This window comes from Bacteroides sp. CACC 737 (assembly GCF_013874375.1).
In the GTDB taxonomy this organism is placed as follows: domain Bacteria; phylum Bacteroidota; class Bacteroidia; order Bacteroidales; family Bacteroidaceae; genus Bacteroides; species Bacteroides uniformis.
In genome coordinates this window covers 395,816-419,308 of sequence record NZ_CP059408.1, presented here as the reverse complement: position 1 = coordinate 419,308, position 23,493 = coordinate 395,816, and the positions used below count along the sequence as shown (strand labels likewise).

General features: G+C 46.0%; 20 protein-coding genes. 3 read left to right on the top strand and 17 right to left on the bottom strand.

Features of this window, described 5'->3' with window-relative positions:
• Positions 1-2: 2 nt before the first annotated feature.
• Positions 3-971 carry a DnaJ C-terminal domain-containing protein gene (locus tag H1A11_RS01885; protein ID WP_117601574.1) on the bottom strand — a complete coding sequence of 323 codons (969 nt, stop codon included), beginning with the start codon at positions 969-971 and terminating at the stop codon, positions 3-5.
• Between the two features lie 308 nt (positions 972-1,279).
• Between H1A11_RS01885 and H1A11_RS01880 the strand changes: the two genes are divergently transcribed.
• Positions 1,280-3,790 (top strand): glycoside hydrolase family 9 protein, encoded by a 2,511-nt coding sequence (locus H1A11_RS01880; protein ID WP_117601575.1) that lies wholly within the window; start codon positions 1,280-1,282, stop codon positions 3,788-3,790.
• A gap of 171 nt (positions 3,791-3,961) precedes the next feature.
• Here H1A11_RS01880 and H1A11_RS01875 read toward each other — a convergent pair whose 3' ends face one another.
• The 5 genes from H1A11_RS01875 to H1A11_RS01855 form a co-directional block, all read right to left on the bottom strand.
• Complete coding sequence (locus H1A11_RS01875; protein WP_138344720.1) at positions 3,962-4,981, bottom strand: low specificity L-threonine aldolase; 1,020 nt, start codon at positions 4,979-4,981, stop codon at positions 3,962-3,964.
• A 156-nt stretch (positions 4,982-5,137) separates the two neighbouring features.
• Positions 5,138-5,356 (bottom strand): winged helix-turn-helix domain-containing protein, encoded by a 219-nt coding sequence (locus tag H1A11_RS01870; RefSeq protein ID WP_117601577.1) that lies wholly within the window; start codon positions 5,354-5,356, stop codon positions 5,138-5,140.
• Positions 5,357-5,609: 253 nt separating this feature from the next.
• A complete protein-coding gene (locus H1A11_RS01865; protein ID WP_181757606.1) occupies positions 5,610-7,271 on the bottom strand; it encodes an IS1182 family transposase in 1,662 nt (553 codons plus the stop codon).
• Positions 7,272-7,422: 151 nt separating this feature from the next.
• Complete coding sequence (gene groL / locus H1A11_RS01860; protein ID WP_016273163.1) at positions 7,423-9,060, bottom strand: chaperonin GroEL; 1,638 nt, start codon at positions 9,058-9,060, stop codon at positions 7,423-7,425.
• 37 nt (positions 9,061-9,097) lie between these two features.
• Positions 9,098-9,370, bottom strand: a complete 273-nt coding sequence (locus tag H1A11_RS01855; RefSeq protein WP_004290132.1) for a co-chaperone GroES — start codon at positions 9,368-9,370, stop codon at positions 9,098-9,100.
• A gap of 182 nt (positions 9,371-9,552) precedes the next feature.
• Here H1A11_RS01855 and H1A11_RS01850 point away from each other — a divergent pair, with 182 nt between their 5' ends.
• A complete protein-coding gene (locus H1A11_RS01850; protein ID WP_131225918.1) occupies positions 9,553-10,407 on the top strand; it encodes a bile acid:sodium symporter family protein in 855 nt (284 codons plus the stop codon).
• Here the strand turns inward: H1A11_RS01850 and H1A11_RS01845 are convergent.
• The 10 genes from H1A11_RS01845 to H1A11_RS01800 all read right to left on the bottom strand — a co-directional run bounded on the left by H1A11_RS01845 (position 10,377) and on the right by H1A11_RS01800 (position 20,542).
• A complete protein-coding gene (locus H1A11_RS01845) occupies positions 10,377-11,138 on the bottom strand; it encodes an EFR1 family ferrodoxin (protein WP_117601579.1) in 762 nt (253 codons plus the stop codon). The two genes, H1A11_RS01850 and H1A11_RS01845, sit on opposite strands and share 31 nt — an antisense overlap.
• 48 nt (positions 11,139-11,186) lie before the next feature.
• The gene (locus tag H1A11_RS01840; protein WP_165491391.1) at positions 11,187-11,345 is read right to left on the bottom strand and encodes a hypothetical protein; all 159 of its coding nucleotides are present in this window, start codon (positions 11,343-11,345) and stop codon (positions 11,187-11,189) included.
• A gap of 146 nt (positions 11,346-11,491) precedes the next feature.
• On the bottom strand, positions 11,492-12,853 hold the full coding sequence (gene hisS, locus H1A11_RS01835) for a histidine--tRNA ligase (RefSeq protein ID WP_117601592.1): 1,362 nt from the start codon (positions 12,851-12,853) through the stop codon (positions 11,492-11,494).
• 256 nt (positions 12,854-13,109) lie between these two features.
• A complete protein-coding gene (locus H1A11_RS01830; RefSeq protein WP_016273159.1) occupies positions 13,110-13,805 on the bottom strand; it encodes a zinc metallopeptidase in 696 nt (231 codons plus the stop codon).
• A gap of 141 nt (positions 13,806-13,946) precedes the next feature.
• A complete protein-coding gene (locus H1A11_RS01825; RefSeq protein WP_117974543.1) occupies positions 13,947-15,251 on the bottom strand; it encodes an alpha-L-fucosidase in 1,305 nt (434 codons plus the stop codon).
• Positions 15,252-15,353: 102 nt separating this feature from the next.
• A complete protein-coding gene (locus tag H1A11_RS01820; protein ID WP_174646252.1) occupies positions 15,354-16,625 on the bottom strand; it encodes an adenylosuccinate synthase in 1,272 nt (423 codons plus the stop codon).
• Positions 16,622-17,110, bottom strand: a complete 489-nt coding sequence (locus H1A11_RS01815) for a Fur family transcriptional regulator (RefSeq protein ID WP_005835580.1) — start codon at positions 17,108-17,110, stop codon at positions 16,622-16,624. The genes H1A11_RS01820 and H1A11_RS01815 overlap by 4 nt, the downstream gene beginning before the upstream one ends.
• Positions 17,111-17,237: 127 nt before the next feature.
• Positions 17,238-17,912 (bottom strand): DNA alkylation repair protein, encoded by a 675-nt coding sequence (locus H1A11_RS01810; RefSeq protein ID WP_174646253.1) that lies wholly within the window; start codon positions 17,910-17,912, stop codon positions 17,238-17,240.
• Between the two features lie 6 nt (positions 17,913-17,918).
• Positions 17,919-19,967, bottom strand: a complete 2,049-nt coding sequence (locus H1A11_RS01805; protein WP_117601584.1) for a dihydrofolate reductase — start codon at positions 19,965-19,967, stop codon at positions 17,919-17,921.
• A gap of 101 nt (positions 19,968-20,068) precedes the next feature.
• Positions 20,069-20,542, bottom strand: a complete 474-nt coding sequence (locus H1A11_RS01800) for an AraC family transcriptional regulator (protein ID WP_117601585.1) — start codon at positions 20,540-20,542, stop codon at positions 20,069-20,071.
• A 281-nt stretch (positions 20,543-20,823) separates the two neighbouring features.
• Between H1A11_RS01800 and recQ the strand changes: the two genes are divergently transcribed.
• Positions 20,824-22,635, top strand: coding sequence for a DNA helicase RecQ (gene recQ / locus H1A11_RS01795; protein WP_131225915.1), 1,812 nt, complete (start codon positions 20,824-20,826; stop codon positions 22,633-22,635).
• Positions 22,636-22,638: 3 nt separating this feature from the next.
• On the opposite strand, the gene H1A11_RS01790 is transcribed toward recQ, so the two are convergent.
• Complete coding sequence (locus tag H1A11_RS01790) at positions 22,639-23,490, bottom strand: lipopolysaccharide assembly protein LapB (RefSeq protein ID WP_131225913.1); 852 nt, start codon at positions 23,488-23,490, stop codon at positions 22,639-22,641.
• Positions 23,491-23,493: the final 3 nt, after the last annotated feature.

Genomic DNA, 23,493 nt, shown 5'->3' with positions numbered 1-23,493 from the left:
CATTAGTTCATACCCTTAATTTTACGGAACATCTCTTTCTGCTGTTCCGTCAGATTCGTCGGCAACTTCACGGAATAAGTCACGATGAGATCGCCAAACTGTCCCTCCTTCTTATATACGGGAAAGCCCTTGCCCTTCAGACGTACCTTAGTCCCGTTCTGGGTTTCGGGTTTCACCTTCAGCTTCACCTGACCATCCAAAGTATCCACTAACTGGTCGCCACCCAGCAGGGCTGTATAAAGGTCAACGGTCACATCTACATACAAATCATCTCCCAAACGCTTGAATACCGAGTCATCCGGAATCACAAACGTGATGTACAAGTCACCAGCAGGACCTCCGTTGATACCCTCGCCACCATAGCCTTTCAGTTTGATGACCTGTCCGTTGGCCACACCGGCCGGAATGGTAATACGCACTTGCTTACCATTCACCGTCAATATCTGTTTATGGGTCTTCGCAGCCTCACGAAGCGATAGGTTCAAATCCGCATGATAATCCTGCCCGCGGAAACCGGCATTGGCACCGCCTCCGCCGCGCGTACGATGACCGAACATCTGTTCGAAGAAGTCTGAGAAACCACCGGCATTACTGCCCGAAAATTCCTGACCGTCGGAAGAATACCAATACGTACCGCCTCCGTCCGTACCAAATCCCGCACCGGAACCTCCAAAACCGGAACCGCCAAATCCCCCGAAGCCCCCGGCTTGCTGCTGTGCCCGCTTCTGCGCCTCAAACTCGTCGGCATGTTTCCAGTGTTCACCATATTCATCATATTTCTTTCTCTTTTCAGGATCACTCAGCACCTCATTCGCCTCGTTAATAGCCTGAAACTTATCCTTGGCCGTAGCATCGTTCGGATTCAAGTCAGGATGGTACTTGCGCGCCAGCTTGCGGAACGCTTTCTTGATGTCATCCTGAGATGCCTTTTTGTCCACTCCAAGGACCTGATAGTAATCAATATAAGCCATAGTCTATTAGTTTTATTGTCTAAATACTATAAAACAAATAACACGCCAATTTGTTTTACGCATTACTAAAATAGGTAAACGAAAATTAAAAAGCATCATCAAGCATAATAATTACGTGATAAACAAACATTTAGTTTCAACCAAACACTTATTTCACGTCTATAAAACACCAAAATAGTGTAAACGACACCTAATATCGTCTAATTATTCATCCTAAATCTTCCTAAAATTGACAGAAAATACTTTATTTGTAATAAGGAAAATTTGTTTTATATATAATCCCCAACCTTAGATTAAAAACCCCCATTATGAAAAGTAATTATTGGCTCCTAACGGTAATATTCGCTCTCGTAGCCCTGCCGGGCAAAGCAGGCGAATGGATCAGAATCAACCAACTCGGCTATTTGCCGCAATCCGTCAAAGTCGCTGTATTCATGAGCGAGGAAGGAACAAACGTAGGAAATTATTCATTGATTGACGCTTTCACCGGAAAGGTGGTGCGTACCTTCAACACAGCCAAAGCCACCGGCAAGATGGGAGGTATGAAAAGTACCTACCGGTTGAACTTCAGTGATTTCACAGAACCGGGCACGTATTATCTGAAAGCAGGCAAAGCGGTCTCCCCCCGTTTCCCCATCAATGCACAAGTCTACAACGGTACCGCAGACTACCTGCTGCACTACATGCGGCAGCAACGCTGCGGCTATAATCCGTTCCTGAAAGACAGCTGCCACGTGCACGACGGCTACATCGTCTATCATCCCACCAAAACCGGACAACATATAGACGTCCGCGGAGGCTGGCACGATGCTACGGACTATCTGCAATACACCACCACCTCCGCCAATGCCATCTACCAGATGATGTTTGCCTATCAGGAAAATCCGGAATCATTCGGTGACGCCTATGATGCAGCCGGACATCCGGGAGCCAACGGCATTCCCGACATCGTGGACGAAATCAAGTGGGGACTGGACTGGCTGAACCGGATGAATCCTGCTCCGGGCGAGCTGTACAACCAGATAGCCGATGACCGTGACCATGCCGGAATGCGCCTACCTAACAAAGACCTGGTGGATTACGGCTACGGACCGGGTAAAGGACGCCCCGTTTACTTTTGCAGTGGCGAACCGCAAGTACGTGGAGAGTTCAAGAATGCAACGACCGGAGTGGCAAGCACTGCCGGCAAGTTTGCCTCCTGCTTCGCTTTAGGCGCCAAGATACTGAAAGACTACTATCCTAAATTTGCAGCAGAAATCGAAGCCAAGGCCGATGCCGCCTATCAGGAAGGCGTAAAGAAACCGGGAGCATGCCAGACTGCCTCTGTCTTGTCTCCCTACATTTACGAAGAGGACAACTGGGTGGACGATATGGAACTGGGAGCCATGGAACTGTACAAAGCCACCGGCGACAACAAATACCTGGCCCAAGCCCTTGAATACGGACGTCGCGAACCGGTGACTCCTTGGATGGGCGCCGACAGTGCACGCCACTACCAATGGTATCCGTTCATGAACATGGGGCACTACCATCTTGCCAAAGTGGACAACAGCCGCATCAGCAAGGAATTCATCCGCAACATGCGTACGGGCATTGAACGCACGTACGAGAAAGCGGTAGAAAGCCCCTTCCTGCACGGTATACCCTACATCTGGTGTTCCAACAATCTGACTACCGCCATGCTAACCCAATGCCGGCTGTACCGTGAAACCACCGGCGATGACACATACGCCGAAATGGAAGCCTCCCTGCGCGACTGGCTGTTCGGCTGTAACCCTTGGGGAACCAGCATGATTGTGGAACTTCCCCTTTACGGAGACTATCCCTCGCAACCCCACTCCTCACTGCTGAATGCAGGCGTGGGCAATACTACCGGCGGACTGGTGGACGGTCCTGTCTATCGTACCATCTTCGAAAGCCTGCGCGGTGTCAATATGACGGGAATTCCCGGAACTCCCGGACAAGACTACGAACGCTTCCAGCCAGACCTGATGGTATATCACGACGCCATCCACGACTATTCCACCAATGAGCCTACCATGGACGGAACCGCCTGCCTCACGTACTACCTCTCTGCCATGCAGAAGGATGGAATGAAGCAAGCCGGTATCCCAAATGACAAGAATGTATATGTGGACGGAGGCATTATCCGCACCGATCCCTCAAAAAAGCAAATCACCCTCGTATTCACTGCCGCCGACAAAGCAGACGGTGCCGATGCCATCATCAGCACCTTGAAGAAGCATGGCATCAAAGGTGGCTTCTTCTTTACCGGAGAGTTCTATGAACTCTATCCCGATGTAGTGAAACGCCTGCTCGACGAAGGGCATTTTGTAGGCAGCCACAGTTACGGACATCTGTTGTACATGCCTTGGGAAGACCGTGATTCTCTGCTGGTCACCCGCGAAGAGTTTGAGAACGATATGATGAGAAGCTACGAGACCCTCCGTAAGGCAAGTATCGAATACAAAGACGCTCCCGTCTATATTCCTCCTTACGAATACTATAACAAGGAAATATCCGCCTGGGCAAAGAATATGGGTATTCAAGTCATCAACTATACCCCTGGTACCATGAGCAATGCCGACTACACCACTCCGGACATGGGACAGAAGTACCGGAGCAGCAAATTCATCTACGACAAGATTATGGAGGTGGAAAAGAAAGAAGGTCTGAACGGACACCTAATGCTGATACACTTCGGAACGGACGACCGCCGCACAGACAAGTTCTATAATGGCTATCTGGACAAGATGATTAAGACGCTGAAACGAAAAGGCTATACTTTTGTACCGGTCCGCGAGGCTATCGGTATATAAGCATACTCTAACAAGGATTTATTGAAAAGGTTAGTTAAAAAAGTTATCGTGCAAAGGTATTTAAGGTAAATATTCAATCGGTTTGTTTTCAGTAAACCTTCCCCTACCCCCAAGAGGGGAAAGTTTCGAAGTAAGCTCCCAGCCTGTGAAGGTTAGGAGCTTTTATATATTTCAGAGAAGCCTTTTTACCGATTGCAGCAATTGCTCGATATCTTCTTCCGTAGTATCAAAAGAGGTTACAAAACGGATTTCGTGGATGGCCTCATCCCAGAAGTAGAAGAAATACTCCTTCAACAGCTCGTCAATCACCGGACGGGGCATCGTAAGGAAAAGCTGGTTACTTTCCACCTTCTGCGTAAAATGCACACCTGGCAACTCCTTCAATCCGTCGTAAAGAATCTTTGCCATACGATTGGCATGCGCGGCATTTTTCAGCCAAAGGCTGTCCGTCAGGTAAGCAGTGAACTGGCAGGACAGATAGCGGAGCTTGGATGCGAGCTGTGCCGACTGCTTGCGCACAAAATAAGCTTCCTTCTTTAAGGCTGGGTTAAAGACAACCACGCTTTCTCCCAACATCAGTCCATTTTTCGTACCACCGAAACTGAGGATATCTATCCCGCAATCCACTGTCAGTTCCCTAAAGCCAAGATTCAAGGCTGCACAAGCATTTGCCAGACGGGCTCCGTCCATATGGACATACATGCCATGCCGATGGGCCAAATCCGTCAAAGCCCGCAATTCGTCTGGCTTATAGACAGTGCCCAGCTCCGAACATTGCGAAATATAGATGGCTCCGGGCTGCGAATGATGCTGTTCGCCGAAATGGCACAAATAAGGACGGACTAAATCGGGCGTCAGCTTGCCGTCAGGGGTAGCTATAGGACGAATCTGACAACCTGTCATGCGGGCAGGCGCACCGCATTCATCGACATAGATATGTGCAGTCTCTGCACAAATAATGGAATTATAAGGGCGGGTACACAGCTGCAAAGCCACCGCATTACTGCCCGTACCGTTGAATACGAACAACGGTTCGCAATCCGGCGTAAACGCTTCCCTTATTTTACGGACAGCCTCCTCTGTCCAAGGATCATCCCCATAACCAATAGCATGGTCACGGTTGGCCCGGTTCAGCGCCTCCATTACCAGCGGATGTACGCCTGAATTATTGTCTGAAGCAAAACTTCTCATAGTCATTCTGTTTTTGTTCATTGAAAAGAATGTGCAAAGGAAAGAATATTCTGCAACATGAAAAAACAAAGGAGCACAGATTTCATCCCCCCGGCAGAAAATGCTTCCGCACTATGAAATCTGTGCCCCTCAATCAATCCATTCACTCGGTTCCCTTTATCCGATATAAACATTTACCCCTAGTGAAACATAAAGTTCATCTTCTTCCTGATGAATTTCAATCTTGTCCTCACGGGCAAGCCACCCCAATGCGGCTCCCAATTCCTTGTCCTTCAGTCTGGACTTCCTCTTTAAAGAATCGTAGCTCCATCTGGTATAATCGCTAAGCAACTGCCAAACTTTCCCAGCATTTAGTCCAATTTCGCTTTTGTTCATTTTTCTCTTTAATTAAAAAGGTTAATAGCTCTTGTTGATTAGGTTATCTTTACAAAGGGTAAAGATATGATTTTTTATTTAACTAACAACAAAAACGAACAAAAGATATAAAAATGAACCGTTTTTGCAACACTTTTGTAATATTACACTCTTTTTATTGATAATCAAGAAGGAAAATGAAACAAAAAGAGGTTGTGTCAAAACGTTGGCACAACCTCTTTTATATTTTAAGTTCTGCTATATTTTCTTTTGGCTATGCTACTTTTTCCTCATGCATTTGGCAGCAAGTTGCTATATTCCAATTATATCGGGTTATAAATAGTCCCATAAACAAATATTTGGCAACTGTAATGAGCCCCTTTCCTTCTTTTATCAGTTTAGCACACATTTTTTTGATATTAAAGGCTATAGCAAAGAAAGCAAAGTCCATTGTAACCTTGTCTTCTCCCACATGCCGGAATCTTCTGTATGCCATGTTGTATTTCATTTGTCCAAACACAGCTTCTGGTTCTATACACCTCCTGCCTCTATGCTTGATACCTTCTTCTGAGAGCAACCTTTCCCGTGCCTGCCGTTTGTATTGATTTAATCGGTGGTTGACTTCTATAATACGGTTCCCCCGAGCTTTAAAACAACTGCCACGCAAAGGGCAACCTTCGCATCTTTTTGCTTTATACCGGGCACTTTCGGTGATGTATCCGCTCGCTGTCTTGTCACGTTTGGTTCCTATACGGTTCATGTGCTGTCCCATAGGACAAACGTAATAATCCTCTTGGGCATTGTAATGGAGACTTTCGGCATGGAACGGGTTGGGAGTATAACGGGGACGCTGTTCTTTATGGAAGTAATTGTACTTGATGAAGGTTTCTATCCCATTCTCCTGCATGAACCGGTAATTTTCTTCCGAACCGTAACCGGAGTCTGCCACGCAGATATTCGGTAAACGGTTATAGCGGTACTGGAAAGAGTGGAAAAAAGGTATGAGGGTCAGTGTATCGGTAGGGTTGGGAAACAGACGGAAGTCTGTGATAAATTGGTTTTCAGTACCTATTTGCAGATTATATCCGGGTTTGGTCTGCCCGTTCTTCATGGCATCTTCTTTCATGCGCATGAATGTGGCACCAGGATCGGTCTTGGAATAGGAGTTACGTTCTCCAAGGGTATCAAGGTGATTGTCATATTCTATCAGCTTGTCACGATACCCTTCAAGTTCCCTGACCTGCTTCTTCTTTTTGCGCAGGGCTTTCTTTTCTTCCTTATCCTTTGTTGCAGGCTGGCGTTCCAGGGCTTCTTTAAGTTCATCCACTATGTCAGAGAGCCTGCAGGAAGTAAACTCCACGGATGTGTCTTTTATAGAGTTCTCCTGTGCAATGGTTTCATCCACCTGCTCCAAGAGAATACGGATTTTATCCATTAGTCTCGTACGGTTCCGTTCGACTGTCTTGCGCCAGACAAAAGTATATTTGTTGGCTTTGGATTCAATCTTGGTGCCGTCAATATACTCCACATCAAGGCTGATGAAACCTTTATCGGCAAGGACAAAAATCAACTGGGTAAATACATTATTTATTTCCTCCTTTACACGGTTACGAAAACGGTTGATCGTGATAAAATCCGGATGCTCATTACCGGCAAGCCAAATATAATGAATGTCACGAAGGAGGTGCTTCTCTATTTTACGGCAAGAATAGATATTATTCATGTAGGCGTAGATTATCACCTTAAGCATCATTTTAGGATGATAAGGACAACGGCCCGTTTCCTTATAAAGCTTCTTGAAACTCTCAAGATTGAGGTTGTCAATAACAGCATTCACGATGCGGACCGGGTCGTTCGCAGCTATGTTTTCATCAATTCTTTGTGGAAAAAGAACAGTTTGGTTGGGAATGTAAGGACGAAAATGTAACTTTGCCATAACGAAAAACTTTATGCCTAAAGATACGAAAACTTTGGGTAATAACAAAGCCCGGGCTTGAGAAAGTCTGGGCTTTGCGCATAAAAAAAGGCTGTGTCAGCATTTTGACACAACCTCTCTTCTATTTGATTAAGCAATCAGGGGAAAAGTCTTACATCATTCCACCCATGCCGCCCATTCCGGGAGCACCCATCGGCATTTCGGGCTTATCCTCTTTCTTCTCTACGATTACACATTCTGTAGTCAAGAACATGCCTGCAATAGAAGCGGCATTCTCAAGAGCCACACGAGTAACCTTGGCAGGATCTACCACACCAGCTGCATGCAGGTTTTCATAAACATCTGTACGGGCATTGTAACCAAAGTCTGCCTTGCCTTCACGCACTTTCTGTACAACAACAGCACCTTCTTTACCAGCGTTGGCAACAATCTGGCGCAACGGTTCTTCAATAGCACGTTTGATGATGTCAATACCGGTTGTTTCATCTACATTGTCACCCTTAAAGCCTTCCAGAGCATCCAATGCACGGATATAGGCTACACCACCACCAGGAACAATACCTTCTTCGATAGCGGCACGGGTAGCACGAAGCGCATCGTCTACACGGTCTTTCTTTTCCTTCATTTCAACCTCAGAAGCAGCACCTACATAAAGAACAGCTACACCGCCAGACAACTTGGCCAGACGTTCCTGCAGTTTTTCCTTGTCATAATCAGATTTCGTAGATACAATCTGAGCCTTGATTTGCTCGCAACGTTCCTTGATGTTTTCTTTATCACCGGCACCGTTTACAATAGTTGTATTATCCTTGGAAACAGTTACCTTGTCGGCAGTACCCAACATTTCGATAGTAGCTTGTTCCAGCTTCAGACCTTTTTCCTCGCTGATGACAACACCACCGGTCAGCACTGCAATATCTTCCAACATTTCCTTGCGACGGTCACCGAAGCCCGGAGCCTTCACTGCACAAATCTTCAACTGAGAACGCAGACGGTTTACAACCAAAGTTGTCAGCGCTTCGCTATCCACATCTTCTGCAATAACCAGCAAAGGACGACCGGTCTGTACTGCCGGTTCAAGAATAGGCAGGAAGTCTTTCAAGTTGGAAATCTTTTTATCATAAATCAGGATGTACGGTTTCTCCATTTCGCACTCCATCTTCTCCGTGTTGGTAACGAAGTAAGCAGAGAGGTAGCCACGGTCGAACTGCATACCTTCAACCACACCGATAGTAGTATCAGTACCCTTGGCCTCTTCGATAGTGATGACACCGTCTTTGGAAACTTTGCGCATAGCGTCTGCAATCAGCTTACCGATAACGGGGTCATTGTTGGCAGAAACAGAAGCAACTTGTTCAATCTTGTCATAATTGTCACCCACTTTCTCTGCCTGTCCTTTGATAGAATCAACCACTTTGGCAACAGCCTTGTCGATACCGCGTTTGATATCCATCGGGCTGGCACCGGCAGTCACGTTCTTCAAGCCTTCGGCGACGATGGCCTGAGCCAAAACAGTAGCGGTTGTAGTACCATCACCTGCATCATCACCGGTCTTGGAAGCAACTTCCTTTACCAGCTGTGCGCCGGTATTCTGATATGCGTCTGCCAACTCAACTTCTTTAGCTACCGTTACACCATCTTTCGTGATGTGGGGAGCACCGAATTTCTTTTCGATGATAACGTTACGACCTTTAGGGCCGAGGGTTACTTTCACTGCATTTGCCAGTGTGTCGATACCTTTCTTCAATTGGTCGCGGGCATCGATATTGAATAATATTTCTTTTGCCATAATTTTATTTACTATTTAACGGTTTACTAATTAAAAATTATCCCAAAACAGCGAGCACATCGCTTTGACGCATGATGAGGTACTTGGTTCCTTCAACTTCCAGTTCAGTACCAGCATACTTGCCATACAACACTGTGTCACCAACCTTCAACACCATTTCTTCGTCTTTTGTTCCGTTGCCTACTGCAATAACTTCACCTTTCAAAGGTTTCTCTTTCGCTGTATCAGGAATAATGATACCGCCAATTGTCTTTTCTTCTGCAGGTGCAGGGAGTATCAGCACTCTGTCTGCTAATGGTTTAATGTTCATAGTCTTTTTGTTTTATATGTTATACATTTATTATAATAGTAATTTCGCTTTAAACAAGCAATAAACAACTTACGAAAACCGTGCCAAACCGACAAGCTGTTTGTTTGGCAGACAAAGACTGACAAAATGACAAAGTATAAACAAGATTTGCTATCTTTGCAGCCTCCAAAATGATTTGACTTATGAATGCAATATGGATAGTCCTCCCCATTCTTACCTTATTGATGTTTGAACTGGGACTGACATTACAAACCGAAGACTTTAAACTGTTCCGCAAACGCCCCCGCCCCATCATTGCCGGACTGGCAGGTCAAATTATCCTACTGCCGACGCTGGCATTTGCTTTAGGACATGTCTTCCAGCTCGAACCTTTGTTTTTTATCGGCATCATGCTCATAGCCTGCTCGCCAGGTGGCAGTTCATCCAACATCTTCTCCATGATAGCTAAAGGAGACGTAGCATTGTCCGTGTCACTGACGGCATGCAGCAGTATTATCACATTATTCACCATCCCCATGATTATGGAATCCGCCACACACTATGTAGACAACAATCTGAACATAGACGTCCATCTCCCTATAGGCAGCCTCATCATACAGAACCTGGCCCTGATGCTCCTTCCCATTGTAGCCGGTATACTCACAAAGCGTTACCGTCCGCAAATGGCAGAAAGGATTCATAAGACATTGTCGAAGATAGCTTTTCCCGCACTTATCCTGCTGGCGACTATCTTCTTCATACAGCACCATTCCACCATCACCGACCAATTCGGCAAACTAGGAATCTGCATCTCCGTTCTTATCCTGCTGGCTATAGGAGGCGGCGTACTGCTATCGAAGTCCATGTACCTCAACCGAAAAGAACAACGTACACTCATTATAGAAATCGGTATGCAAAATGCCGCACAGGCAATTGCCGTTGCCAGTAGCCCGTTTGTATTCAACAATGACATTATTGCAATACCTGCCATTATCTACGCACTGGTAATGAATGTTATTCTGCTGATTTATGTGGGAGTGGTAAAGCGACAAAGATAATCTCCCAACCGGTATCTTCCCTTCTTCTGTGTCGCTTTTCCATACTGTATCACTTTCCGGGGGCAAAAATGCAAACAAGCCATACAATGAATGCAGTGCTTTCCCCACACCGGACGCCCATCCACCAACCGGATATTACCTACCGGACAAGATTTACTGCATATTCCGCAAGAGATACAGCCTTCATCTACATGAAATCCCTTGCTACCAATGATGAAACGTACAAACAAAGGATTCACTACATACGTTTTCAGCCAGGCAGCACCGCCTTCATGCACGTTCCAAGCCTTCTTCCGTGCAATGACATCCTCCACAATTGAAGTAATGGCAAGCCGTGCATTCTCTATCTTCTTACGACAAAGCGCCTCATCGTCCAAGTCGAACATCGGTACGTAGGTATTAGGCATTGCAACAGACCAAGCAGCATCCAACGGAAAATGCTCCGCCAGACGGTTCATTCCCTTTCCCACATCGTCCCCGCATGTACACACGGCATAACGATAACGGCAGTCCGGCAACCGGAGCTGCGACAAAAAATCAATCAAGACACGGGGGGCATACCATGAGTGCACCGGAAAAACAATACCCACTCTGTCAGCTTTTGACAGCTCTGCGGGTATCAGGCCTTGCTTAAGGCAATCAACAATGCTGACGGCAGTATCATGCGTAGCCTCTGCAAGCAATTCTGCAATCCAGTGTGAGTTTCCGGTTGCGGTAAAATAAAGTATCATCGGCAGTATGTTTTGCCGACAAAGGTAGTGATTTGACTTGAATTCCTTCTATTCCAGCAGCTCTTCTATGGAATAATTTTCCCAGAACGCTTTTGTAGAATGCACTAATGAACTGCCCATATAGAGCAGGAACAATACCGCTATGACAATCATCAGGAAACTGACGAGGGCATTGTGTTTTTCTTGCTTAAGCTCAACAGAAACCATAAGAACCTCCTTTTTTGTCAGTACAAAGATAAATGCAGGATGTTTCATTTCTCCTACGCCACTATTACAAATACTTATATTCGTGCCATAAATATACAAAAAAAGGAGCAACTTTATGCTCCTTTTTAAATGTATTTCAGTTTTTATTATTTCAGTTCGCTAACCAACTCTTGGGGAGTGACCATTTTCTGCTCACCGGTCTCCATGTTTTTCAATGTCACCTTACCCTCATTCATCTCATTCTCCCCTACCAAAGCCACAAACGGAATGGCTTTAGAGTTCGCATACCCCATCTGCTTCTTCATCTTGCTTGCATCGGGAAAAATCTCGGCACGAATACCTGCCGCACGAACCCCGGCAAGTACATTCATGGAGAATGCAGCTTCTTTCTCACCAAAGTTGATAAACAACAGCTGAGTACCATTCACTGCTTCTTTCGGATAAAGGTCGAGCTGATTCAGCACATCAAAGATGCGGTCTGCACCGAACGAGATGCCTACACCACTGACACCGGACATGCCGAATACACCCGTCAAATTGTCGTAACGTCCTCCACCGGTGATACTGCCGATTTGCACATCAAGCGCCTTTACTTCGAAGATGGCGCCGGTATAGTAATTCAAGCCACGAGCCAATGTCAAGTCCAACTCGATTTCATTCTTTAAGCCGAGATTCTTCAAAGTGGAAAGGATAAATTCACTTTCCTCCACACCTTTCAGTCCAGTCTCGCTGGCAGCAAGGACCTCCTTCAGAGTTGCGAGTTTCTCTTCATTACTTCCGCTCAACAAAATGATAGGTTGCAGTTTAGCGATAGCCTCGTCACTGATGCCTTTCTCTTTCAACTCGGCATTGACATTATCCAGACCTATCTTATCCAACTTATCGATGGCCACAGTAATATCCACAATCTTGTCAGACTCACCGATGATTTCGGCAATGCCACTCAATATCTTGCGGTTGTTAATCTTGATACAAACACGGATGCCGAAGCGAGTAAATACCGTATCTACAATCTGCATCAGTTCCACTTCGCTCAGCAAGGAATCGCTGCCTACCACGTCGGCATCGCATTGATAGAATTCACGATAACGCCCTTTCTGCGGACGGTCGGCACGCCACACGGGTTGTATCTGATAACGTTTGAAAGGGAAAGTTATTTCATCGCGGTGCATCACCACGTAACGGGCAAAAGGTACTGTGAGGTCATAGCGCAAACCTTTCTCGCAGAACTTACTGGCAAGCTTCACTGCATTACGGCTCAACAGTTCTTCGTCCGTAAGTCCGGAGAAATAATCACCAGAATTCTGTATTTTGAACAAGAGCTTGTCACCTTCCTCACCATACTTCCCCATCAAGGTAGAAAGCATTTCCATTGAGGGCGTTTCTATCTGCTGGAAGCCATAGAGGTGATACACTTCACGAATCGTATTGAATATATAGTTACGCTTCGCCATTTCTACGGGCGAGAAGTCACGGGTTCCTTTCGGAATACTTGGTTTTGCTGCCATAATCAGTTCAATCATTTTAAAAATCGGACGACAAAGTTACAGTATTTTATTGATTGAGAAAAGAGAATGTTTATCTTTATGCCATTACTGCAGTATAAAAGTGACAAAAACAAGCTTTGAACTTACACCTTTACAGAAAAGGTTGAATAATACACAACAGATGAGCTGTTTGATATAAACAGACTATCCATCTAAAGCAAACAGACCATCTGTCCGTATGGAACAGATGGTCTGTTTTTATGTCTGCATCATATACTTAATCTCTGCGTCCCAAGAATATCATGATATAATAAATCAAGGTAGCAAGCGAACCGAGAGCAGCCACTACATACGTATAGGCAGCCGAACGCAGTGCATCTTCCGCTTGTGCATGATTATATGAATTTGTAATGCCGGAATTGCTAAGCCATACCAGCGCACGCTTACTTGCATTGATTTCCACCGGCAAGGTGATGAAGCTGAACAAAGTAGTCAACGCAAACAGTATAATACCCGCCAGTAACAGTTGCGGGAAAGAGTTCAGCATCAAAATACCTGCCAGCAGCAGCCACGTCATCCACTGTGAGGCGAAAGAGACTACCGGCACCAGTTTGCTGCGCATTGTCAACGGAGCGTATGCACGCGCATGCTGCACAGCGTGGCCACATTCGTGGGCTGCAACGGCAGCAGCCATGATGCTGTTACTGCTATAAACACTCTCACTCAGGTTTACTGTCTTATTGGCAGGATTATAATGGTCGGTCAGATGTCCAGGAGTATGCGTCACAGTCACATCGTAGATGCCATTGTCGTGCAGCATCTTCAAGGCCACGTCTGCTCCCGTCATTCCGTTGCCGGTAGGGATTTTAGAGTACTTCTTGAATTTGTTCTGAAGATTCATCTGTACCAGCCAGCTGACGACGGCAATACCGATAAAAATAATCCATTGCATTCCTATCATTCCTGTTCCCATAATTTTCTTTCTTTAAATTGTGAATAAATCAGTCGTTTCTTATTGTATAACAAATAGTCTGCCAAAAATAAAAGGAAACGGTGAGCAATGCCAGCGTTTCCTTTATCTTTTAGGAAGAATTAAAGATTTCTGATTTATAATTTATTTTTCAATCTCCACCTCTATCACTTTATCGATATCCGTCGGAACCTCCGGCAAGTAAAGCATCACCCCTCCTTCACACTTACGGAACTTCACTGGAAGACGGTCGGCATACCCCACTGCCTTCCTCACTTTCTTGCCTTCCAACGGCAGGAAGAGAGCCTTATCCTGCAATTCGAGAATATGCACGTATAATTTATTTTCTCTTTGTGTAGTGACTCCCCAAGGATGCGGAGCAATGCAGCCGCCACGGGTTCCGTAGATGGTTTCACCGTATACCTTCATCCATTCCCCTACTTCTGCCAGACGCTCCAATGCAACAGCAGGCAGCTCACCGTCCGGCTGAGGACCGATATTCATCAGCAGATTGGCATCTTTACCCGCAGCCTTCACCAGGTAATGTATCAGCGTTTTGGTGGATTTATAATCCTGGTCCGTAATCTTATATCCCCACATTCCATTCATCGTCTCGCAGGTTTCAAGGGGCAAGGCGCTGATATCCTGCCCGGAAAGGCCGGCACGGTTCTCTCCCGGCAGATCGCGCTCGAATATCTGGATGTCCTCGCCGACAAACGGTGCTTGATGATGGTTGTTCCCAACCAGGCAAGCCGGTTGCAGGCGGTGTATCATGGCATATTGCCCGGGCAGTTGCCAATCGAAATCCGGATTCTGGTCCTGGTCCCACCAGCCATCAAACCAGATGGCACCTATTTTTCCATAATTAGTGAGCAACTCGGTCAGCTGGTTGTTCATGAATTTATAGTAGCTGTTCCAGTCGCCCTTCGGATTCGGCCGTCCCGTTCCACGTCCGGTGCGTCCCCACGGAGCATCTTCGCGATACCAGTCAATGTGCGAATAGTAGAGATGCAGACGGATACCTTGCTTGTGGCACTCGTCTGCCAATTCTTTCAGAATATCCCGCTTAAAAGGGGTGGCATCCACAATATTGTAATCGGAAAAGCGTGTGTGGAACATGGAAAAGCCATCGTGATGCCGGGACGTGAAGCAGATATACTTTGCCCCGGACGCTTTGATGGCTGACACCCATCTGGCGGCATCGAACTTGGCAGGATAGAAGCCTCCCGCCAGTTTGGCATACTCCTTATAATTAAGGTTCTTGTTCGTCATGGTCCATTCTCCAGTAGCCAGCATGCTGTATATCCCCCAATGCAGGAAGATACCGAATCGGTTGTCACGAAACTCCTGACGGGATTTCAGATTTTCCTCCGTCGGCTGATAAGTCTGCGACTGTGCGGAGGGCACAAGGAGCAATAGCAGTAAAAAAGACAAAAGACGTGTTTTCATGGCAATAAATAAAAAAGGCACGGATTATCCGGACACCCACGGTTCTTCAGATGAAGCCGCGAAATCCGTGTAATCCGTGCCTAAGGTTATCTGTTTGTTTTATTATTCCTCTGTATATCGTTCGATGGTCTGCTCACGGTCCGGTCCCAAGGAAACAATCTTGATGGGCACACCAAGCTGTTCTTCCAGGAATGACAAATATGCATTGAATTCTTCCGGGAACTCATCTTCACTCTGCATCTTGGTCATATCCGTCTGCCAACCGGGTAGCTCTACATAAACCGGTTCAATAGTCTCGTTGATATCGAACGGGAAGTAATCAATCTCTTCCCCATCCATCTTGTAAGCTACACAAGCCTTAATGGTTTCAAAAGAATCGAGCACATCGCTCTTCATCATAATCAGTTTGGTAACCCCGTCTACCATAATGGCGTATTTCAATGCCACCAAGTCAATCCAACCACAACGGCGCTTACGTCCAGTCACAGACCCGAACTCATGCCCCAGCGTGCAAATCTGGTCACCGGTCTTGTCGAATAATTCCGTCGGGAACGGACCGGCACCTACGCGCGTACAATAGGCCTTGAAAATACCATATACCTCACCAATCTTGTTGGGAGCAATACCCAGACCGGTACAAGCACCCGCACAGACCGTATTGGAAGAAGTGACAAACGGATAAGAACCGAAATCAATGTCCAGCATTGTCCCCTGCGCGCCTTCGCACAATACAGACTTGCCGACAGCCAACAGATTGTTCATCTCGTGTTCACTGTCCACCAACTGGAATTGTTTCAAGTATTCGATACCTTCGAACCATGCCTTCTCCATTTCTGCAAGATCATACTCATAGTTCAGGCTCTTCAATATCTGTTCATGACGGGCCTTGGCCGCTGCATACTTCTTGTCAAAGTCATGCAGAATGTCGCCTACGCGCACACCGTTACGGCTGATTTTATCCGTATAAGTCGGTCCGATGCCTTTTCCGGTCGTTCCTACCTTTGCATCGCCTTTGGCTGCTTCGTATGCAGCATCCAGTATGCGGTGAGTCGGCAGAATGAGGTGTGCTTTCTTGGAAATGTGCAAGCGTTCCTTCAAGTTATGGCCAGACGCTTCCAAAGATTCGGCTTCCGCTTTGAAGAGAGCCGGGTCAAGCACTACACCGTTACCAATGATATTCACCTTGTCCCCCTGGAATATTCCAGACGGAATGGAACGGAGCACATACTTCTGCCCTTCAAACTCGAGTGTATGTCCGGCATTCGGTCCGCCCTGGAAACGAGCTACGACATCGTATCTCGGAGTTAACACATCAACGACTTTGCCTTTGCCTTCGTCGCCCCATTGTAATCCTAATAATACGTCTACTTTCATTTTTCTTTTTTATGGTTATTATTCTTTTTCTTCCGTTTATTGGCCCGGTCACACTTGCTGCACAACCCATACATATATAAGGAATAGTGCGTAAGATTAAAACGGCTCAGCTTGGTATTCTCAATGGCATGCTGCAACTCCTCGTTCTGAAACTCAGTTACCTTTCCGCACTGGGTGCATATCTGGTGATGGTGTGTATCACGATTATAAGATTTTTCGTATTGGGAAGAGTTGCCGAACTGATGCTTGATGACCAGACGAGCATTTATAAGCAAAATGATGGTATTGTAAAGCGTTGCACGGCTGACGCGGAAATTCTCCTGGTCGGCCATCAGTGAATAGAGCGTGTCGATATCAAAATGACCGTCTATGGAGTAAATGGTGTCAAGTATGGCATAACGTTCGGGAGTCTTCCGATGCCCGTTCGCATTCAGATATTCAGTGAATATCTGCCTAACTGTATCTTTCACATTCTGACTTTCCATTTGACGGCGCAGTTTTACAGCCAACAAAGTTAATCCTTTTTTGTGGAAAGCAAACGAGAAAGAGATAAAAATTGCGATAAGGGAAATATTCCCTTACCGCATCAGTCTCTATAACCATAAAACTAATCTAACAAACCTCCTCTTTTACAAGATTGTATAGTAATTGTTCTACATCAGAAGAAGAATTGTCCATACCCTCCACCCTGCGGCAAACTTGAAAAGAATTTTCCTCATTTTGCTGCATAAAGCAGCGGATAGCGGTCATGGCTGCATTGCGCACATGATAGGAGCCCGACAAAAAAGCCGTTATTGCCTGGTCGAGGAACTCATTTTCAACCCGTTCACTCATATCCCCTTTCTTCATCAATAGACGGGCTATGGTGAGGAAGCCGCAAACCTGCGTGTATTCGTCCTCGCTTGCAATCCAATGGAAGGACTTGGCAGGCGCATAAGGAAGATGTTGGAATAAATTCATACTAGTAAGTTCTGCAATCTCGATATTACGGATATCTTCCACCCAGATATCGGCTATCTCGGGCAGGAAACTCTCTACTGGCTGTAAAAGTCCCGCCAATATTTTGCACTCTCTGATATCTTCTTTCCACAAAGCCTGAGCCAGAGAGTGGTCCTTCTCGTAACCGGCAGCAATACCCTTGATACGGGGCAGCTCCACGCCAAAGTTCAGCTTATATACCAGCCCTTTTTCACGCATACTTTGGGACACAGCCCCGTTCATTGAGAGACGGAGCTGTGTCTTTATATCTTTCAGCCGCTGATGCAGCTGCTCTTTAGTATCTATCATAGTTCATCATTTATTGACAGAAGGCAATGTAGAATAGTCTTTGCTATAACGCAACATCTGTTCCGCATAACCTTCATCATAAGTCACTGTCACATCTGTTATAGTACCGTTGGCATCCGTCACCGCCTCATATTTCGGATTGACGAAACCCTTATACGGCGCAAGATTCAGCTTCTTGTAGCGTTCCAGCACTTCGGCATGCAAAGCGGGATCGACTTTCACGGCATAGGCTTCCACCAAATCATGGGCACCGGCATAGTCACCGGTGGACTTGATACGCTGTATCTCGGCAAGCAACCGGCCAAACAAGTCACGCACTTTCTCATAATCGTTTATCACGACGTACGTCTTCCCATCCTTCTTTACCAATTCCACAACCTTCTCCGCCGCACCATTTTCATACACCCAGCGCGCTATGAGCTGGCGGTTACGCATATGGGCTTCTTCTACATTGTTGCCCGGTTCGATACGTACAAGCTGTGTCATCAAACCATTCATCAGATAGGTGTAGTATTGAGCCTTATAAGCATCCGCACTTGGAGTAAGCCCCAGTTCCACCAGCTTCGGATCGGCCACGTAGTAGAGTCCGAACAAGTCGGCGCGTGCCTCTTCAATAGTAGAGCCATACGCCTTCAACGCATCCGGGTCCACACCCGGAAGCAATTTGCCGGAACCATGTCCCAAACATTCATGCAGGTCAGTATGCAGTTCATCTGTCACATCTGCGTACTTATCAATCAGTTGAAGCTCTGCATCACTGTACACAAACTCCTCATTGAATCCGTTGCCATGAGCAGCCTTGTTATAAGCATCTGTAATGTTACCGATTGTAACGGATTTCGAACCATGCTGGCTACGTATCCAGTTCGCATTGGGCAGGTTGATGCCGATAGCTGTTGCAGGATACAAGTCACCGGCCAGAATAGCCGCCGTGATTACCTTGGCAGACACCCCTTTCACTTTTTCCTTCTTGAATTGTCCGTCTACCGGTGAATGGTCCTCAAACCACTGTGCATTGCCGCTTATCAACTCTGTACGCCGGGTAGCTTCCAAATCTTTAAAATTCACCAGAGATTCCCAGCTTGCCTTCATGCCGAGCGGGTCACCATAACTTTCGGTAAAACCGTTCACAAAGTCAATGCGTGAGTTCAAATCCTTCACCCACAAAATGGCATATTCATCGAATGTCTTCAAATCGCCGGTTTCATAGAAATCCATCAGTTTGGCTATCACCGCCTTCTGCTCGGGAGTCTCGGCAACTCCTTCCGCCTTCTTCAGCCAATAGACAATCTTTTCAAGTGCCTGTCCATACAAACCACCCACTTTCCATACTTTCTCCTGAATCTTGCCATCCTCTTTCACCAAACGGCTGTTCAAACCATAGGAAACGGGAGTTTCATCCTGCGGATTCTTCAAGGCATTATAAAAGTCTTCGGCTTCTTGCTGCGTCACGCCATCATAATAATTGCATGCGGAAGTCAATACCAAATCTTCACCGGCAGCTTGATTCACCCGCTTGGGCATCACTTTAGGGTCAAAAATAACGGGGAATACTTCCTCGCATAGTTGTTCCACAGTCTGTCCTTCGGCAAGCGGCAACGTAGCTGCATCCACACTCTGTACAGCCTGCCTGAAGAATTCGGGAGTAAATCCCGGAACGAACTTTTCGCTGCCATAGTGATGATGAATGCCATTGGAGAACCATACCCGCTTGAGGTACACTTCCATAGCCTTGAAATCAGGAGTGTTCTTATCTCCATTATAGCCGGTATAGACAGCCTCCAACATCCGGCGAATCGTCAGGTTGTACTTGCCATTCTGATCGAAAAGAATGTCTCTACCCTGCAAAGCCGCTTCCGTCAAATAATAAACCAATTCTTTTTGTTTGAGGGACAAATCCTCAAAACCTGGTACACGGTAACGTAAAATCTGTAAATCTGCAAATTGTTCCACTGTATAGTCAAATTTTTCTGCCTCAGCAGTTGTTTTCGGATTTCCGCCACAAGCCGTCAATAGAGAAAGGGCAGTCACCATAGAAATCAGTTGTTTCTTCATGTGTCGGGAATATATGGATTGGTATTAAAAAAGAAGAAAAGGAAGTATCCCGAAACAACTGTTCCGAAATATTTCCTTTTTATTCATTCAATCATACAGAATTATTTCTTCTTAGCCTCTTTTTCAGCGTGTCTTTTACGATATCCATTAGGAGTCTCACCTACATTTTTATAAAAAGCAGCATAAAAAGACTGACGGTTTGCAAAGCCTACCATCGTACTGATTTCCTCTACATTCTTGTCAGCATATCTTTTGTCTGTCAACAAATGCTGCGCTTCTTTTACTCTATATTCATTCAGCAGGCAAGAGTAGTTCATGCCGAAGCGTGAATTCACCACTGCAGATAAATAGCGGGTATTGGTCTGCAATTCTTTCGCCAAATCCTTAGCGGAATAATCAGCATCTCTATACTTCTTTTGTACAACAACGATATTCAATATCTTGTCATACAACTCATCTGCCAATTCCGGCCTTATCAAAGAACGGTAGGCAGCATTCTTTTCTTTCTTTTCGCGCAGGTTGTAAGGACGTTTCTTCGTTCCTTTTTCCTGGGCATTGTTTTCTAAATCACTCATTGAATTAACTGGTTAGGGTTGTTTAAAATCGGAAAAGCCAAAGGGTTAGCCCTTTAGACTTTACAAAAGTCAGACATTTTTTTTTAATACACAACTTTTCCCGTATATATTTTTGATAAATAAACAACGAAAAAGGTTGAAAAGTAGCTCAATTCAGCCATTAATAAGAAACTTTAACCTTTTGCGGAAACTCATATGATACTAAATCTTGATGACTTTCCATTTGTAGTATATGCAATAATTAGTGTACCTTTGTCGGAAGAAATCCATACTGCCAGATTATGCTACAAACGCTCAAGACATATTTCGGTTACGACAGTTTCCGCCCCTTACAAGAAGACATCATACGCCATCTGATGGACCGTAAAGACGCATTGGTACTGATGCCGACGGGAGGCGGAAAATCCATCTGCTATCAACTTCCCGCCTTATTGAGTGAAGGCACGGCGGTAGTGGTTTCTCCGCTCATTTCCTTGATGAAGGACCAAGTGGAAACGCTCTGTGCAAACGGCATCGCGGCCGGTGCACTGAACAGCAATAACGATGAAACAGAGAATGCTTCCCTACGACGTGCATGCATGGAAGGCAAGCTGAAACTACTATATATTTCTCCTGAAAAATTATTGACGGAAGCCAACTATCTGTTAAGAGATATGCATATTTCCCTTTTCGCCATTGATGAAGCTCACTGCATCTCACAATGGGGACACGATTTCCGTCCGGAATATACACAGATGGGCATCCTTCACCAACAGTTTCCCCAGGTTCCCATCATTGCACTTACTGCCACAGCCGACAAAATAACCCGTGAAGATATTATTAAACAGCTACGCCTCAACCAACCCAGGGTTTTCATTTCATCTTTCGACCGTCCCAACCTGAGCCTCACCGTAAAAAGAGGTTACCAGCAGAAGGAAAAAAGCAAAGCCATCCTCGACTTCATTGCCCGCCATCCGGGAGAGAGCGGCATTATTTATTGCATGAGCCGCAGCAAGACTGAAACAGTGGCACAAATGCTTCAAAAACAAGGGATAAAATCAGCGGTCTATCATGCAGGACTGTCACCGGCACGAAGAGATGAAGCGCAAGACGACTTCATCAATGACCGCGTGCAAGTGGTATGCGCCACCATCGCCTTTGGAATGGGAATTGACAAAAGCAATGTACGCTGGGTAATTCATTACAATTTGCCCAAAAGCATTGAAAGTTTCTATCAGGAAATAGGACGTGCCGGACGGGACGGAATGCCCAGTGACACCCTTTTGTTCTATTCACTGGCCGACCTCATTCTGCTCACTAAATTCGCAACGGACAGTGGACAGCAAAGCATCAACCTGGAAAAACTGCAACGCATGCAGCAATATGCGGAAGCAGATATCTGCCGCCGCCGCATTCTGTTAAGCTATTTCGGTGAAAATACGACTTGCGACTGTGGAAACTGTGATGTATGCAAAAATCCTCCCGAGCGTTTCGATGGTACAATAATCGTACAAAAGGCACTTAGTGCAATCGCGCGTTCCGAGCAGCAGATAGGGACCGGTATTTTAGTGGACATCCTCCGAGGAAACATGAGTTCTGAAGTTACAGAAAGAGGATACCATCGTCTTAAGACCTTTGGAGTCGGGCGTGAAGTACCCGCCAGAGATTGGCATGACTACCTGCTGCAAATGTTGCAACTCGGCTATTTCGAAATAGCCTACAATGAAAACAACCATCTGAAAATTACTCAAAGCGGAACAGATATCTTGTTTGGCAGAGCACGCGCCCTGCTTGTCACCATCCGCCGCGAGGAAGCTGTACAAACTACAAGAGGCCGTAAACGCAAGGCTACAGTTCCAACCAAAGAATTGCCATTGGGATTGCCCAATACAGAAAGTGGGGAACTTTTCGAGGCTCTCCGCACTCTCCGCAAACGCCTTGCCGACCAGGAAGCACTCCCTGCCTATATCGTACTGTCTGACAAAGTACTCCACCTGCTAAGCACCTCCCGCCCCACCACCATAGAAGATTTTGGTAATATCAGCGGTATCGGTGAATATAAGAAGAAGAAATACGGAAAAGAGTTTGTGGAGCTGATACGGAAATATAGTTGAATATTATTTACACTGCAACAACAATTCCCTGAGGTCACCTTGCGGTACGCCAAGCGAAATGGCTTTTTCGAAGTCACGTTTTGCCAACTCCTTTTTCTTTTGGGAAAGATAAATTTGTCCCCGTATCAAGTAGGCTTCCGTCTGTGAAGGATCCAGCTTAATAGCTTCTTCCAAGTCCATCATGGCCAGGTCTACATGTTTCATATCCTGCTCCACACCCGCACGTGCCACGTAAAGCACGGCATATTGCTGGGTAGTCAGCCGGATAGATTCTCCTCCTTTTTCTGCAATCATGGCATTCAATATCGAAAGCGCCGCTTCATATTTGCCCTCCTTCTGCTCCAGTGTAGCCAACCCCAGACGGCCATTGTAACTCCGGGGGGCAAGTTTCAGCAGACGTTCATAATCAGACTTTGCAAAATTATAGTTGCGCTGCCGCATATAGATATAGGCGCGCATTAGCAAGGCTTCCTGATTATCGCTCTCTATATCCAGCACCAAAGAATAGTCTATCCGGGCCAAATCATCCTTCCCCAACTCAAGATAAAGAGCGGCACGGTTCATCAGGGCAGGTATGGCACGCGGAGCAATGTTCAATGCCAGAGTATACGAGTCAAGGGCCTGCTCATACCGGTGTTGCCGACGCTGTATCGTTCCCAAGTTGGAGAACAGCATAGCGTTATGAGGGTTGGCAGGCTCCATTTTCAAAGCTTGTTCAATGTATTTTTCGGCCAATGACAAGCTATCCTGCTCCGTGGCTGCAACCGCACGTTCGCTCAGTTCTTGATAGGTTTGTGAAAAGGCAGAAAACATCGTGGCTCCACACAAAAGGAAAGAAAAAATAAATTTCTTCATATA